Below are 16,000 nucleotides of genomic sequence, written 5' to 3'. Positions count from 1 at the left end.
CATGTATTAGGCACGCCGCCAGCGTTCGTCCTGAGCCAGGATCAAACTCTCCATATAAGAGTAAGATTTAGCTCTGAAAAAAAAATAAGATTAACGTTGACGTTTTTGTTCGTTCAGTTTTCAAAGGACAATCTCCGTCGCTCAGAAGCGACTTTATCAATATAACATCTTCAATCGAAGAAGTCAACATCTTTTTTTGTTTATCAAAACTTGAATTGGATGTTTTCGTTTCTTCCTCGTGAGGACAAGTAATAATATATCATGGTGAAATTACAATTGCAATATAATTTTTTAATTTAATTTCATTTTTTGTCCGTTAATTTTTCAGATTAAGGAATGGTTGAAACACTGCTCTGATGTGTTCCCCTATCTCAATCAGGCTGGGCTTCTTAAAAATGCCTCAGCTGTCGCCCCGTATTCCTGCAATCAACACGAAAAAAAAAGAAACTTATATGAATGGGTCATACATTCAAAGCCAGTCCATATAATATATTAACATATTCGAAAGGTGAGATTTATGCTTCAAACCGCCGCACTCTACTTATCATTTATCATGGCTGTATTCTTGTTGGCATTTTCCTATTTCGAAGGAATTAAAATTGCAGACTCGGAAGAAAAAGTCTACGGAGGCACTTTTATTTTCACCACGGTATCCGGTTTTATTTTCTCCGGGCTTACTTTTGCTTTTATTTAATACCAATTAAAAGTGGCCATCCTGCTGAGGATGGCCACTTTTCAGCTTTGCATGAATTCCCCTTACCTTTGCTCTAAAAAGCAAGAAGGGGCGTACGAGCAGGATGAACGGAGGATAAAGGCATCACAGCCTGTATCTGCTTCTCCTCATTCTTTAAGTTTTATTTCTCAAATCTGTCTCTAGTGTACTCCTCCTGCAGCAGCGCAGAAATGACAGCATCTTTGTATATTCCTCTGTGAACAAACCGCTTCCTTAGTATTCCTTCTATTTTAAAACCCTTTTTTTCAAGAAGCTTTTTTGAGGCAGCGTTCTCCGGAAGGTAGACCGCCTCTATCCTGTTCAGGTCCATGCAGATGAAGCCATAGCGGATAATCGCATCCAAGGCTTCTGACATAACGCCTTTGCCCCAGGTGTCCGGGTGGAGCTCATAACCGATTTCCGCCTTATTATGAAGCTTTTCAACTGAATGGAATCCGCAGGTTCCCTGGAGGGTTTTGTCTTCTTTCCAGCAGATAGCCCACCTGATCTGCATCTCCATACTGTATCTCCACAAAAGACTTTCGAGAAGATCTTCTGCTTCACTGACGGACCTAAAGGGCTCTACATCATAAAACCTGGTTGCTTCAGGATCAGAAAATATGCTGTACAGCTTGGGAATATCATCCGCCTCAGGCTTCCTGAGCAGAAGCCTTTCAGTCTCTATAATGGGGAATTCTGAAGCAAAGGCCGCATCAATCCCTGCCATACCAATCACCCTCCTCTCAATAACACTCAGCATATACAATAAAAGCTTCATTACCTAATGGCTTGGGTGATTTCCGCTTGCTTCTGCCTTCTTTGCTTTCCTCTTCATCATTCTGCCATCTGCAAGGAACAGCATGATCCCCCCGATGACAATCATTCCTCCAGCAGCCTGATACCAGGCCACTAACTCCCCGAGCAAAAAATATGCCAGGACAGCAGCACCCACCGGCTCAAAGAGGATAGCCATAGAAATCGTGGAGGTGCTGAGCCATTTCAGGGACCAATTGAAAAGCGTATGGCCGAGCAGGGTGGGAATAACCGCAAGGAGAATAAAGTAGACCCAGTCGCTTGCGGGGTAAGGCCCAAGAGGCTCACCAACAGCGATTACGTAGATCAAAAGGGTTAAGGCACTTATACTGTACACGGTGAATGTATAAGTAATAAGAGACAGCCTTTTTCGCACTGTCTGCCCAAACATCAGGTAAGCTGTAACCAGTGCACAGGCAGCAAGGGCCAAAAGATCTCCAAACAATGCAGTTCCGCTGACCCTGAAGTCCCCCCAGCTGATAAGTACACTTCCTCCAATAGCTATCACTCCGCTCAATATTGCTTTCACAGTAAACCTTTCTTTGAAAAATAAGTAGGTCCCGGCAAAAGCGAACAGCGGCTGCAAGGTAACAAGGACAGTTGAGCTTGCCACTGAAGTATAGCGGAGAGATTCAAACCAGAGGATAAAATGAAAGGCAAGGAATATCCCGGCTACGGCCGAATACATCCAATCCCGCCGGCCAATCTGTTTGAGCTCTGGCCCATATTTAAATAATACGAGAGGCAGCATCAGCAAAACAGAAAAGAATAAACGATAAAAAGCTATCACTCCTGATGGTGCAGCTGAGAACTTAACCAGAATGGCAGATGTGGAAACAGACACCACACCAATCGCCAATGCTGCATAAGGGTTCATCTTGGGCAAGTCATTGCATCTCCTTCTAAGAAAACTCCAGTTTAGCTATAATATTACACTTACCGGTTTTTACATGGCCATCTTTTTTCGCTTGCAAGTTTCAAATCTAAATAATAAAGCGCCCAGCCCAAGATGGGGCAGGCACTTCTTTGTTCTATTCCCCGCTCTCAACCTCTGCAGCAATCACACCTATCAACGATTTCATCGTATAGTAAACATCGGTCGTATACATGCTCCTCGTTGTAGTTATCACACAATTGATCAATATATCATCTGCTTCCTCTTTGACACGGACCCGCTTGATTCCTAATTTCTTGCTTTTTATTTCCTTCATCAGGGTTGTCAGGTCCGTACATTTCTCAATATACAGCTTTACCCTGATTTCCTTTTCCTTCAGTTTTTTTGGTCCTATCCGTTCAAATAAAGCAGGAATGATTTTAACTCCAATAATGATAAAAATGACTCCCAGCAGCGCTTCTATATAGAACCCTGCACCAATGGTAATGCCAATTCCCGCTGAAGCCAGCACAAGAGCGGCTGTTGTCAGCCCGGAAATAGCTTCGTTGCCCCTGCGCAGAATCACGCCCGCTCCAAGGAATCCTATTCCGCTTATTACATAAGAAGGAATCCGCCCCGGGTCCATCGGCCTTGAATATTCCTTTGAATACAGGAAAGCTGATTCGTAAGACACGATGGTCAGCAGGCATGCCATCACCGAAACAATCAGGCAGGTCTTAAGCCCAAGCGGCTTCCCTTTCAGCTCCCTCTCTAAACCGATGACAAGACCCGCTAAGGCTGCGAACCCCAGCTTCATAATGACATCATTCTTTATCACCAAATAGAACATTTCTTCCATATGTATCCCCTCTTCAATTACTATCTATATAAATATTCCAATATAGATAGTTGAATAAACTAATTTTTGAATAAAAATAGCGGTACGCATACTTTTCTTTTCCTACTTTATGCGGCCTTGCTCTCTAATATTATGGTATACTTTTAGGTTCACTGGCAGAAAACTTAAGATTTTATTTTTAAAAAGAAAAATTAGAATTTCCTCTTGCATATTTGATCAAATACGGATATAATTTTTCTTGTACCGAACACGGGGCATTAGCTCAGCTGGGAGAGCGCTACGCTGGCAGCGTAGAGGTCAGCGGTTCGAGCCCGCTATGCTCCATACATTCAAAAACCAAAATCCAAGAGGATTTTGGTTTTTTTGTTTTATCAGCATAATAAATATAGTTTTTGAAATACTAATTTTCATTCCATTATGTTATGCAGGCAAAATATACCATGACCATTAACGTGTTTAAGGCACTGCAAAACGGGAATAATGCCCATAACACAATAAAAATGATGGGAGAGATTAGCATGATCTCAACGATTGCTATTTTGGCAGCAGCCTTTACTGCCGCAGCAGGCTTGAATTACTTTGCAGTGAAAGAGGCGGATTTTACAGAGGAAGATTTACTAAAGGACAAATGAGGATGGCCGAATATTTAAATACAGCAGATAAAACATGACCCTTGACCAATTGCAGCAATTGGCCAAGGGTCTTTATTTTTGTACAAATCCTCAGGTTCTATGGAAAGAGCCCAGAACTTCGGTCGTTTCTGTAATATTGACAAAGGCCTGCGGATCAACCTCATCAATCATGCTCTTGACCTCAGTCAGCTGATAGCGGGTTATGACTGTCATGAGGATCTTCCTGCCTTCCCCTGTATAGCCGCCCTCTCCATTTATAACCGTAATTCCCCTGTAGATGCTTGAGAGAAGCTTTGCTTTCATTTCTTCGCCTTTGGCTGTTACGATCATCACTGTCAGCTTAATATGCTTCGTATGAATAGTATCAACCACCTTGCCTGTGGCATAGATGGCTACCATTGTATTCAATGCAGCATCCCAGCTGAAGATGAAGCCTGAAGCCAAAACCACGATTGCATTCATCAATGAAAGAATGGCGCCAAGCGGGAAATCTTTTTTCCTCGTCAAAAGCATAGCAATGATATCAAATCCCCCTGAGGAGCCTGAAGCCTTGAACACAAGCCCGATTCCCGCACCCGTCAATACCCCGCCGAACACGGATGACAATATAGGCTCAGAAGAGATTGCGTTGACTGGTATTAAGTAAAGACTGACGGAAAGCGTCAGCACAGAAACGATTGTATAGAAAATAAACCGTTTCCCAAGCTTAATGACACCAAGGATCAGCAAAGGCAGATTCAACAGAAAGTTGAGGAGGCCAGTATTGAAGGGTGTAATGATGCCGAGCATGATTGCCACCCCGCTCAGACCGCTGCTCAGGATTTCATGGGGGATCAGGAATAGATTATAAGCAAAGCCTACAATCGCAGAACCCAGAATAATGATCAGTAAATTTTTCATATGGCATCCCCCTTTATTTCCACAACAATAATAATTTAATTTATTATAGTAGAGAAATAAAGGAATCCCTAAAAAATAGTGTTTTCAGAATAAATAACTATAACTGGAAATCAGTTTTCTGGTAAAAGAAATTTGGCGTTTTGATTTCATTTTTATAGCTGCTGTGAAAAATATGTGTAGCTGCCGGAGAAATGGGCGGAATCAGCCAGGTCCATTCACCAGTTACCGGCCTGCCGCATGCTGATTCTTTTTCTTCAAACAGCCTGAACTGCTGTGCGGCTGTATGGTGGTCAACAATGCTGACCCCCTTCTTTTTATAGGAATGAAGAACAGCTGTATTCAGCTCAACCAGCGCACGGTCCTTCCACAAGGAGGCGTTTCTCTTAGTATCAAGCCCCATCCTGTCCGCTATTTCCGGGACCAGATTATACCTGAAATCGTCTGCAAGATTCCGGGCGCCGATTTCTGTCCCCATATACCAGCCATTAAAGGGTGCAGCCGTATACCGGATTCCGCCGATTTCAAGGCACATATCCGATATGAACGGAACAGCATACCACTTTAATTGCAGATCGCTGAACCACTCAAACTCAGGATGCTCAAGCGGCACTTCAAGAATATCTTCAGCAGATACATCAAATAGCGCCGGCTTCCGCCCATCTATCTGGACAAGAAGAGGCAGTGGGTCAAACTGCCCGTATTTCCCTTCCCATCCCAATTCACGGCACAAGTTCGTCAGTTTGACGGAGGCTGGGTCGCCTATAATCTTATCACCGGTATCATAGCCGGCATACCTGATCAGCTGGTGGTTAAGAATCCTTACTCTTTTGTTTTTTTCCTCCTGACGGAATACAGTGATGGCGGACCTTACCTTGCCGCCGTTCGTAGCATAGCTGATATGCCTCATCAAAGCTTGGCCAATTTCGTCTTCAGTCTCAAGCTCCCTTTCATCGAACACTTTAAGGCTGTCCCAAAAGAGCCTGCCGATGCATCGGTTGCTGTTCCTCCAGGCCGTTTTTGCACCATACTCAAGCTCTTCATAGGTGTGATGATAACTGCCTGTACGATCTATCTCCTCAAGGATTTCAATGAGGCGCTGTTCTGTTTCGCTGCTGCTTTTATTCAGCTCTCTATGGCATAAAGCAATAAAGTTCTCTGCTTCCTTCCTCAGTTCCTTTGCCAAAAATTTGCCCCCCTGTATCGTATAGTGATCCTGATGCAATGGCCATTTCCATTCAGTTCTTGTCTGCAGGGTAGACGATGCCAAGCTGGCTTCTCACAGAATCAAGAATTTCTATGACAGCAAGGGAGTTGGACAATGTGTTCGTTGCCGATTCCAGCTTTCCGCTTTTGACAAGCCCGACGAATTCTTCTGCTTCATAGTACATCGAGGCTTCCTTCTGCTCTCTTGTAATTGATTCTGAACTGCCGCCGCGATAGCGGATTTCAGCCTTTTCCGGCGTATGGATTTTATCGATTACAATATTTCCGTTCTCTCCCTGAATTTCTGCAGGAAGCTGGGAGTCAGTGATTTTTGAATACATGATGACAGCATCCATTTCTTTATACTTCAATACCATGCTTCCTTCCCCATCAACTCCTGAATCAAGCATAACCCCCTGCGCCTTCACCTCATCCGGCTTGCCGAATAGGACCACCAGCGGATAGATGCAGTAAATGCCTATATCCATCAATGCACCGTTGGAAAACTCAGGTTTGAAGGCATTCAGGATCCTCCCTTCCTTGTATGCGTCATATCGCGAGGAATATTGGCAATATGATGCAAAATACCTTCTGACCGGTCCGATTTTTCCTAAATTCTCCCGGACGGCTTTAAAGTTCGGCATCAAAGTGGATTTCAGCGCCTCCATCAGTACCACCTTATTCCTCTGTGACGCTTCAATCATGAGCTTTAATTCAGCCGCATTGCTGGCTGCAGGTTTTTCGCAGAGCACATGCTTTCCATGTTCCATCATCAGAATTGATTGTTCCGCATGAAGTGAATTGGGGCTGGCAATGTAGACAGCGTCAATCTCACTGCTTGCCGCCATTTCCTCTAAGGACGTATATGTATGTTTCACACCATATTTATCTGCAAATTCCCTTGCTTTTTCTTCTGTCCGTGAATAAACAGCCGTAAGCGCAAAACCCTGCACTTTATCTGCTGCATCAAGGAATCTCTCTGTTATCCAATTTGTTCCAACTACACCGAAACGAACCATTACGGCACCTCCATGAATGCTTTTTATTCTCTCCAACAAGGATACATTTTTTCTGCTTATTTCGCCAGCAGCTGCAATTTGTGGTTTCTAATCCAGCAGACTGGGGGAAAATGACTGGAAAAAGGAGGTCATGTACGGATGGGCCGATCAGCGCTGAATGGGAAGGTCGCTTTAATCACCGGGGCAAGCTCTGGAATCGGAAAGGCTGCCAGCATCAGGCTTGCTGAAGAAGGGGCTAAAATTGCTCTTGTCGATGTTAAGGAAGAGTTTGCAAAAGAAGTCAAAGATCAAATAGAGTCAGCAGGCGGAGAAGCCATGATCATTGAAACAGATGTTTCTGTTCCATTGCAGGTGGAGGAGGCTTTCCAGAAGGTATCCAGTAAATGGGGACGCCTTGATATAGTTTTTGCGAATGCAGGAATAAATGGTGTTGTTGCCCCTATTGAAGATCTGACTCCTGAAGAATGGGATACGACCATTTCAACAAACCTGAAAGGAACCTTCCTGACAGTGAAATATGCGGTGCCCCTTCTCAAGGAAGAGGGCGGGAGCATCATCATCACCAGCTCTATCAACGGCAACAGAACCTTCCGCAATTTTGGGATGTCAGCATACAGCACCTCCAAAGGGGGGCAGGTCAGCTTTGGAAAAATGGCTGCCCTTGAATTGGCAGGATACCGCATACGCGTCAACTTGATTTGCCCGGGAGCCATCAGGACGAATATAGGCGAAAATACTTTTCCAGAAGAAGAAAATCTGAAAAAAGTAAAAATACCAGTTGAATTTCCGGAGGGAAGCATGCCCCTCGAGGACCATCCCGGATCTGCCGAACAGGTTGCCGACCTGGTCCATTTCCTTGCATCCGATTTGTCCAGCCATATTACCGGCACGGAGGTATATATTGACGGAGCCGAATCACTCCTGTGACAATGTGCTTAATGAAATAAAAGCCCGGCTGCTGCCGGGCTCTCTTCTGCTATATGTAATATGACTTCTTTTTTTCAACCTCTTTCCGGGATATCTCCTGTAAAAAGATTTTTTCTTTTAAAGTAAGCTCCCTTTTAAGGTTTGTGCGAAAATAAAGCATAAGCTCCGCATATCTGATATGTATAATCCTCCATTTCCCCTTTCCCTGAGAATCCCAGCACCCTATTTATTTCTCCATTTCTTCTGTAATTCCTTGCCCGCAATAAAATATTTTTCTATATGCATGTGGGTTTATAACAGAGAGAATCATTGGTAAATACAATTGAGAGTATAAGTTCTATTCCTTTTATTATGTTTTGGAAAAAGGGACTTTGTTCATACTGGTAGGTGTCTGCATTTAGAAGGAGTGAACAGCATGCCGCATTTCATTTATTCCAGCTTCATAAGGCTCCCGCTCGCTATACGGATACTTCTCATTGCACTAATGGTGATTCTGACTTTCGGGTTTATTATTTCCATCCTGGAGCCGCATAATTTTCCTACGGTGTTTGACGGGGTATGGTGGGCAGTCATCACAGCTTCCACAGTGGGTTATGGGGATTATGTGCCGCATACCATACCAGGGAAAGTAACTGGCATTATTTTAATTCTTACCGGAGCAGGCTTTTTATCAACCTATTTTGTAACTCTGGCTGCAGCTGCTGTAACAAGACAAAATGATTATTTGGAGGGCAAAGTGAATTTTAAAGGAGAACAACATCTAATCATTATCGGCTGGAATGAACGTTCAAGAGAACTTATCACGGCATTGGCGGAGGAGCATAAAGGGGTTTCTATTGCACTTATTGATGAGACGCTCCGATCCAATCCATCCCCGGGGGAAGTTCATTTCATACAGGGACGGTCAAATCAGGATCAGGTGCTCCTGAAAGCAAATATCCGGAAAGCAAACAAAGTAATCATTACAGCCGACCAGAACAGGGATGAACTTCAGGCCGATATGAATTCAATTCTGTCGCTCCTTGCCGTAAAAGGATTGAATCCCGGCGTTCCATGCATTGTCGAAATCCTCACATCTGAACAGGTTGCGAACGCAAGAAGGGCAGGAGCGGATGAAATCATCCAGACGAATATCCTGACCAGCTCCGTTATGATCCACAGCATTTCAGCACAGGAAATGGTCACTTCTTTCCTGGATCTGCTTGGTCACCTGAACGGCAGAAGACTGAGGCTCATGCCGGCCAAGGAATTTGAATACGAAGTGACCTTTACTGATTTAAGTGCGCTGCTGCTGAAGGATGGCATGCTTCTTTTTGGTATAAAAAGAGGAGAGGAAACTTTTGTGAATCCTCCCCACCCTTTCAGCATTGATTCAGATGACGAGCTGATCGTCATTGCCTGATTTAGTTCAGCCGTCCAGCAAAAGCGACTCCAGCTCCTGGACAAGCGAGCGGCCGATATCCACGTATTTGTCCGGGAAACTGGCGTCTTTGTCCACCGGCTCTGAGAATTGGTTAAAAGAAGCGGTATGGTTCCATGTATAAGCATGATCATCCAGCCCGCGCTGATATTTATGGGAGAGAAGGAATGGCCGCTCAATTTCCACAGTGCATCCTCTTGAATCAAGCTGGCCATCAATTGATCTGAAAGGTACGCGCAGGAATTGATAGCCCACTTCATCGTCTATTTTATAATCAAAAGCACCATGGTCATACTCCCAGCCGCCTCCAACCGTATAGCCAGCCGGCTTAAGCAGCTGCTCAAGCTTATACAGATCAAAGTGTTTCCCTTCCACCCGGGATGGTAATTCAATCATTTTCCAGCACCTCTTTTCTTTTTTTTAGTATCCCCGGTCTGGTTTTATCTATCATATTTTCTCGCAGGAAGGGCTTATTGAGGAAGTCAGCCAGTGAATAAAATAAAAAAGAGTGCTGAACATTTTCAGCACTCTCGTTTTTGTCTCTATTTAAGCCTTTTTTCAAGCTCTGCTTTTTTCTCCTCGAAGCCCGGCTTTCCAAGCAGCGCGAACATATTGACTTTATAAGCCTCTACTCCAGGCTGGTCAAAAGGATTGACCCCCAGAAGGTAACCGCTCATAGCGCACGCCTTTTCAAAGAAGTAAGCGAGATATCCGAATGTATAGGCATCCATTTCAGGAATGGTAACGATCAGGTTGGGAACCCCGCCATCTGTGTGAGCAAGCATTGTTCCTTCAAAGGCTTTGTTGTTAACAAAGTCTACGGTCTTGCCGGCAAGGTAGTTCAGGCCGTCCAGATCGCTGTCAGCTTCTTCAATTGTCAGCTCGTGGCGCGGTTTTTCCACCTTGATGATCGTTTCAAAGATATCTCTGCGCCCTTCCTGCACGTACTGTCCAAGGGAATGCAGATCTGTAGAGAAGTTAGCTGATGCCGGGAAGATCCCTTTCTGGTCTTTCCCTTCACTCTCGCCAAACAGCTGCTTCCACCATTCCGCAAAATACTGAAGCCCCGGCTCATAGTTAATCAGCATTTCAATAGTCTTTCCTTTATTGTAAAGCGCATTGCGGACAGCTGCATACTGGTAGGCAGCATTCTCTTCGACTTCAGAGCTGCTGTATTCCTCACGGGCCTTTGCAGCGCCTTCCATCATAGCCTGGATATCCGCCCCGCTTGCCGCAATCGGCAGAAGGCCGACTGCTGTTAGTACTGAATAGCGGCCGCCGACATCATCAGGGATGATGAAGGATTCATAGCCTTCTTCGTTAGCCAATGTTTTGAGTGCGCCTCTCGCTTTATCTGTTGTAGCATAGATGCGTTTGCGCGCTTCTTCTTTTCCATACTTTTCTTCAAGCAGACTGCGGAAAATACGGAAGGCAATCGCCGGCTCTGTCGTCGTTCCTGACTTGGAAATAACATTGACTGAAAAGTCTTTTCCATCGAGCAGGTCCATAACGTCCTTCATGTAAGTTGAACTGATATTATTTCCAACGAAGAGCACCTGCGGAGTGGTCCGCTTTTCCTTTGGAAGTTCATTATAAAAGCTGTGCTGCAGCATTTCTATGGCTGCACGGGCACCCAGATATGAGCCTCCGATGCCTATGACGAGCAGCACATCAGAGTCGCTCTTGATTTTTTCAGCCGCTTTCTGGATGCGGGCAAATTCTTCTTTATCATAGTCAGCAGGCAGATCGATCCAGCCAAGATAGTCGCTCCCTGCCCCGGTTTTTTCATGCAGGGAATGGTGGGCAACCTTAACGGCATCCCTTAAATATGTAATCTCGTGTTCACCAAAGAAACTTAGTGCTTTTGAGTAATCAAAACGAACATGTGTCATGAATGATCCTCCAATTATTTTTATTCTCTTTCACTTTAACGAAAGGTGTGACAGTAATCAAGAAACTAGTCATAATGTAAGCGTGTCCAATTTCGGTTTTTTTTTACACAGGAACCAACTGGAAAAAGTGGAGCAGGAACTGATGTTTTTCAGCTAAAATAAAACCCGGTGCCAGGCACCAGGTTTGAATTTTATAAAGAGGCTTTATAGATACTCACGACATCTTCTCGGTTCAGTTTTTTGAAGTTTCCGAACTCGCCGTTGGCCATAGCTTTGTCAGCCATCGTTTCAACGCCGCTTTCATCTATATCATAATCTGCCAGGCGTGATGGAGCACCGATGCTGTTCCAGAATTCCCTCAGCTTTTCAATGCCTTCAAGCCCTGCTTCTTCATCTGTCTTTCCTTCAGGATCTACGCCGAAGACACGGACTGCCAGCTGCTTGAATCTGGAAGGCTTCACGCTCAAGTTATGCTTCATCCAGTTCGGGAACAAGATGGCAAGGCCTCCGCCATGCGGGATATCATAAACAGCTGAAACCGCGTGCTCTATATTATGGGTTGCCCAGTCTCCCCGGTAGCCCATTGACAGCATGCCATTGAGAGCCATTGTTCCGTTGTAGAGGATGGTTGCTCTGTGTTCATAATTCTCGAGATCTTCGAGGAGCTTAGGCGCAGTTTCCATTACTGTTAGCAGGAGTCCTTCACACATGCGGTCCTGCAGCAATGTGTTTTCTTCCAGATGAAAATAATGCTCAAACACATGTGACATCATGTCCACAATGCCGTAAATCGTCTGGTCTCTTGGAACTGTGAATGTGTTGACCGGATCCAGAATAGAGAACTTAGGAAAAGTGACAGGGCTTCCCCATCCATATTTTTCATTTGTTTCCCAGTTAGTGATTACAGAACCAGCGTTCATTTCTGAACCGGTTGCCGCAAGGGTCAGTACAGTCCCAAAAGGAAGCGCCTCACTTGCGAAGGCCTTTTTAGTGACAAGATCCCAGGCATCTCCATCATATTTGGCCCCTGCCGCGATTGCCTTTGTGCAGTCGATCACACTTCCGCCGCCGACAGCAAGGATGAAATCAATGCCTTTTTCCTTGCAGATTTCCACTCCTTTATGGACCGTTGAAAGCCTTGGATTCGGTTCAACTCCCGAAAGCTCGGACACTTCTGCACCGATATCCTTCAGCTCAGCCAATACTTTATCATAAAGGCCGCTTCGTTTAATGCTCCCTCCCCCATATACCAGCAGTACGTTCTTTCCATATTGGGGAATCTCATTTTGCAGCTCCTTCAGCGTATCTTTGCCGAAGATCAATTTCGTCGGATTTGAAAATGTAAAGTTTTGCATGAAAGCATCCTCCTTTTCTTCGTTATTATTATCTGTTATTTGCCCTAGTAATGCAAAAAGTACGTTTTTTGATATAGAGCTTGGGAACACTAAAAACAAAGTCATTAGAGCATGAATAATTACTGGATGACTGTATCACATTAGTAAAGAAAGAATAACAAAAGGAGGAAACAACATGAGTGCCATTCAACGCATTGCACTGGTTTTAACGATCATTGGTGCTATCAACTGGGGTTTAGTCGGCTTCTTCCAATTTGATCTTGTTGCAGCAATTTTCGGCGGACAAGACTCTGCTCTTGCCCGCATTGTGTATGGACTAGTAGGTATCGCAGGTCTTATCAACCTCGGCCTTTTATTCAAGCCAAGCGAAGAAGTAGAACGTGCTCCTGAAACAAATCGTTCATAATTCGGCTGGCGCCGGATACATTGAGGATTCTAATGGAAAAACTCCCCCGGCTGCCGGGGGAGTTTTTGTGTTTTTAGCTCAATACTTTTTTGATTTTTTCAATTGCCCAATCAAGATCTTCTTCACTGATTACCAGCGGCGGCGCAAAACGGATGACCGTATCATGTGTCTCTTTGCAGAGCAGCCCCTCTTCTTTCAAGGCTTCGCAATATTTGCGTGCAGGCTCCGTCAGCTCTACACCGATAAACAGGCCCCTGCCCCTCACTTCTTTAATGACCGGGTTCTCGATTTCTTTAAGCTTGGACATAAAATAATCCCCGAGCTTCCGGGATCTTTCCGCCAGATTTTCATCTACCAGAACATCCAGCGCGGCTACTGACACTGCACAGGCCATCGGATTGCCTCCAAAGGTTGAACCATGCGAGCCAGGATTGAACACGCCAAGAACATCCTCATCGGCAGCCACACATGAAATCGGGAATACACCGCCTCCAAGCGCCTTGCCGAGAATATACATATCCGGCTCAACACCCTCCCATTCACAGGCGAACATTTTACCTGAACGGGCCAGGCCAGCCTGGATTTCATCCGCGATGAACAGAACATTGTTTGCGCGGCACAGATCGGAAGCCTGCTTCAGGAAACCGTCTTCAGGGATGACGATCCCGGCTTCCCCTTGGATGGGTTCAATCAGGAAGGCTGCTGTCCGTTCAGTGATAGCATTCTTCAATGCTTCCAGATCCCCATATGGAATAAGCTTGATGCCAGGCAGCATCGGACCAAAGCCCCTCTTATACTCTTCTTCAGAAGATAGAGAGACGGCTGTCATCGTCCTGCCGTGGAAGTTCCCGATACAGGCAATGATTTCTGCCTGGTCCCCGGCCACCCCTTTACGGTCATATGCCCAGCGGCGCGCCGCCTTCACAGCTGTTTCGACCGCTTCGGCGCCGGTGTTCATCGGCAGTACCATTTCCTTGCCTGTCAGCCTGCTGACCTTTTCATACCATGGACCCAGCTGATCGTTATGGAAAGCGCGGGAAGTCAGGGTGACCCTGTCGGCCTGATCCTTCAAAGCCTGTATGATCTTAGGGTGGCGGTGACCCTGATTGACTGCCGAGTAGGCGCTGAGCATATCCATATACCGCTCACCTTCAGGATTTTTCACCCAGACTCCCTCAGCTTCTGAGATGACGATCGGAAGAGGATGATAATTATTTGCCCCAAACTTTTCTGTCTGCTGAATTAACTGGCTGCTGTTTGCCATATAATGTTTCCTCCATTCACACTTAGAAATTGTCTTTTTCATTGTAACGTTAATAGCCCGCCCTTTAAAGAAAAGATGCCTGATTCTTCTGAAAAAACCTATCTGAAATCACTTATTGTATATGCAAGTTATATGCCAGCTTCCAATAAAGGAAAGATCCTGGCCTTCCTATCTCAAAAGCAAAATTCCTTTGCTCTGTAATCCAATTGAAAGTAAATAACGCAAAAATTATTTGCTCCATAAGACAGGAAAGCCTTACAATAAAAAAAGACAATACAAGGGAGCTGCAAACAATATGAAGAATGAACAGCACCATTTAACAGAAATCATCCTTGAGCAGATCCTTGAACATGTGGATGCCGGAATCCATGCCATTGACCATGAAGGCAGGACCATCATCTATAACCGCAAGATGGCTGAAATAGAAGGAATGGATCCGGAATCAGTGATCGGACGAAGCCTTCTTGAGGTGTTCCCCTTCAGCCGCCGGGAAGACAGCACACTTTTGCTGGCGCTGCAGAACGGGAAAGGGACACAGCCCGCCAAACAGACTTATTTTAACAGCAAAGGAAAAGAGATAACCGCCATTAATCATGCCATTCCCATCCTGGCAGCCGGCAAGTCATTAGGAGCCATCGAAATCGCAAAGGATGTCAGCCGGATCGAGAGGCTGGTAAAAGAAAACCTATCCAGGAAAAATAGTGACCGCTATACATTTGAAAGCATCATAGGAAGCAGCAAAGCAATCCTTGAAGTCGTGGAAGCGGCAAAAAGGGCGGTCAGGACCACCTCTCCTATCCTGATTGCCGGAGAGACAGGAACAGGGAAGGAATTATTCGCCCAGAGTATACACAGCGGAAGTCTGCGCTCACCAGGTCCGTTTGTTGCCCAAAACTGCGCAGCCCTCCCGGAAAATCTGGTTGAAAGCATCCTTTTTGGCACAAAAAAAGGCGCCTTCACAGGAGCGGTGGATCGTCCGGGACTTTTTGAACAGGCAGAAGGAGGGACATTGCTTCTGGATGAAATCAATTCGATGCCCGCTCCCCTGCAGGCAAAGCTTCTGCGCGTACTGCAGGAGAAAAAAGTCAGAAGGATCGGGGACACGAAAGATCGGGAGATAGATGTAAGGGTTGTGGCCGCCATTAATGAAGACCCTGTCGATGCCATTGCAGAAGGGCGCCTCCGGAAGGATTTGTATTACAGGCTCAGCGCAGTCTCCCTCTTTATCCCCCCGCTTAGGGAGCGGAAAGAGGATATTCTGCTGCTTTCCTCCTTTTTCATCCAGAAATATAACGACTGGTTCGGCATGGAAGTCCCTGGGCTGGATGAAGAGACAGAAGAGCAGTTTCTCCGGTACGATTGGCCGGGTAATATCCGCGAGCTTGAGCATGTGATTGAAGGGGCCATGAACATGGCTGAGGATGATGCCAGGATAACATCGGAAATCCTGCCCCATCATTTCAGGCAAAAAGCCGAGACCTCTCATTCTTCCCCAGGAAGAAACTTGGGAGAACCGGCCGGGCCGCAGCCCAGTCTATCTGACTATGTGGCTTCTGCTGAAAAAGCTTATATAAACAAGGTGTGGCGCGAACAGGACGGCAATATCACCAGGACCGCAAAAATTCTTGGCATGAGCAGGCAGAACCTGCAATACCGGATTAAAAAACACGGCCTAGTCCATCCCGGAAATCATGCTTGATTATACGAGAGAAGGCCGGGCAAAA

The 16,000-nt window shown here is 45.5% G+C and carries 15 protein-coding genes and 1 tRNA gene; 5 read left to right on the top strand and 11 right to left on the bottom strand.

The genetic code is table 11. The features are described from left to right. Window positions 1-854: 854 nt before the first annotated feature. The 3 genes from RBB45_RS25980 to RBB45_RS25970 all read right to left on the bottom strand — a co-directional run bounded on the left by RBB45_RS25980 (window position 855) and on the right by RBB45_RS25970 (window position 3,258). Complete coding sequence (locus RBB45_RS25980) at window positions 855-1,439, bottom strand: GNAT family N-acetyltransferase (protein WP_170939583.1); 585 nt, start codon at window positions 1,437-1,439, stop codon at window positions 855-857. 54 nt (window positions 1,440-1,493) lie between these two features. After that, window positions 1,494-2,402, bottom strand: coding sequence for a DMT family transporter (locus RBB45_RS25975; RefSeq protein ID WP_306010616.1), 909 nt, complete (start codon window positions 2,400-2,402; stop codon window positions 1,494-1,496). 154 nt (window positions 2,403-2,556) lie between these two features. Beyond that, window positions 2,557-3,258, bottom strand: a complete 702-nt coding sequence (locus tag RBB45_RS25970) for an MgtC/SapB family protein (protein WP_009795389.1) — start codon at window positions 3,256-3,258, stop codon at window positions 2,557-2,559. Window positions 3,259-3,509: 251 nt separating this feature from the next. Between RBB45_RS25970 and RBB45_RS25965 the strand changes: the two genes are divergently transcribed. Continuing rightward, window positions 3,510-3,582, top strand: a tRNA-Ala gene (locus RBB45_RS25965). 398 nt (window positions 3,583-3,980) lie between these two features. Here the strand turns inward: RBB45_RS25965 and RBB45_RS25960 are convergent. From RBB45_RS25960 to RBB45_RS25950, 3 genes are all read right to left on the bottom strand, one after another. Then, complete coding sequence (locus RBB45_RS25960; protein WP_009795391.1) at window positions 3,981-4,790, bottom strand: YitT family protein; 810 nt, start codon at window positions 4,788-4,790, stop codon at window positions 3,981-3,983. A gap of 97 nt (window positions 4,791-4,887) precedes the next feature. Continuing rightward, window positions 4,888-5,973, bottom strand: a complete 1,086-nt coding sequence (locus RBB45_RS25955) for a nitric oxide synthase oxygenase (protein ID WP_165352701.1) — start codon at window positions 5,971-5,973, stop codon at window positions 4,888-4,890. A gap of 52 nt (window positions 5,974-6,025) precedes the next feature. Next, window positions 6,026-7,012 (bottom strand): Gfo/Idh/MocA family protein, encoded by a 987-nt coding sequence (locus RBB45_RS25950; protein ID WP_306010615.1) that lies wholly within the window; start codon window positions 7,010-7,012, stop codon window positions 6,026-6,028. 138 nt (window positions 7,013-7,150) lie between these two features. Between RBB45_RS25950 and RBB45_RS25945 the strand changes: the two genes are divergently transcribed. Next, entirely contained in the window at window positions 7,151-7,939 is a 789-nt protein-coding gene (locus tag RBB45_RS25945; RefSeq protein WP_101549607.1) for an SDR family oxidoreductase, read from the top strand. Window positions 7,940-8,354: 415 nt separating this feature from the next. Continuing rightward, window positions 8,355-9,341 (top strand): potassium channel family protein, encoded by a 987-nt coding sequence (locus tag RBB45_RS25940; RefSeq protein WP_101549605.1) that lies wholly within the window; start codon window positions 8,355-8,357, stop codon window positions 9,339-9,341. 6 nt (window positions 9,342-9,347) lie between these two features. Here RBB45_RS25940 and RBB45_RS25935 read toward each other — a convergent pair whose 3' ends face one another. The 4 genes from RBB45_RS25935 to RBB45_RS25920 all read right to left on the bottom strand — a co-directional run bounded on the left by RBB45_RS25935 (window position 9,348) and on the right by RBB45_RS25920 (window position 12,606). After that, window positions 9,348-9,755 carry a YugN-like family protein gene (locus RBB45_RS25935; protein ID WP_009795397.1) on the bottom strand — a complete coding sequence of 136 codons (408 nt, stop codon included), beginning with the start codon at window positions 9,753-9,755 and terminating at the stop codon, window positions 9,348-9,350. Continuing rightward, window positions 9,748-9,921 carry a hypothetical protein gene (locus RBB45_RS25930; protein ID WP_009795398.1) on the bottom strand — a complete coding sequence of 58 codons (174 nt, stop codon included), beginning with the start codon at window positions 9,919-9,921 and terminating at the stop codon, window positions 9,748-9,750. The genes RBB45_RS25935 and RBB45_RS25930 overlap by 8 nt, the downstream gene beginning before the upstream one ends. Further along, window positions 9,902-11,251: a glucose-6-phosphate isomerase gene (locus tag RBB45_RS25925; RefSeq protein WP_009795399.1), complete on the bottom strand. Its 1,350-nt coding sequence runs from the start codon at window positions 11,249-11,251 to the stop codon at window positions 9,902-9,904. The genes RBB45_RS25930 and RBB45_RS25925 overlap by 20 nt, the downstream gene beginning before the upstream one ends. A gap of 191 nt (window positions 11,252-11,442) precedes the next feature. Beyond that, window positions 11,443-12,606, bottom strand: coding sequence for an iron-containing alcohol dehydrogenase (locus tag RBB45_RS25920; protein ID WP_094769481.1), 1,164 nt, complete (start codon window positions 12,604-12,606; stop codon window positions 11,443-11,445). Window positions 12,607-12,781: 175 nt separating this feature from the next. On the opposite strand from RBB45_RS25920, the gene RBB45_RS25915 reads away from it, so the two are divergent. Continuing rightward, window positions 12,782-13,012 (top strand): DUF378 domain-containing protein, encoded by a 231-nt coding sequence (locus RBB45_RS25915; protein WP_009795402.1) that lies wholly within the window; start codon window positions 12,782-12,784, stop codon window positions 13,010-13,012. A 73-nt stretch (window positions 13,013-13,085) separates the two neighbouring features. Here the strand turns inward: RBB45_RS25915 and RBB45_RS25910 are convergent, their stop codons facing one another. Then, entirely contained in the window at window positions 13,086-14,276 is a 1,191-nt protein-coding gene (locus tag RBB45_RS25910; protein ID WP_009795403.1) for an ornithine--oxo-acid transaminase, read from the bottom strand. A 295-nt stretch (window positions 14,277-14,571) separates the two neighbouring features. Between RBB45_RS25910 and RBB45_RS25905 the strand changes: the two genes are divergently transcribed. Continuing rightward, window positions 14,572-15,975, top strand: a complete 1,404-nt coding sequence (locus tag RBB45_RS25905) for a sigma-54 interaction domain-containing protein (RefSeq protein WP_170939581.1) — start codon at window positions 14,572-14,574, stop codon at window positions 15,973-15,975. The last annotated feature ends 25 nt before the right edge of the window (window positions 15,976-16,000 follow it).

Origin of the sequence: Bacillus sp. MMSF_3328 (assembly GCF_030733525.1) — a bacterium.
GTDB lineage: Bacteria > Bacillota > Bacilli > Bacillales > Cytobacillaceae > Bacillus_AB > Bacillus_AB infantis.
This window is presented reverse-complemented; position numbering and strand designations above follow the sequence as displayed.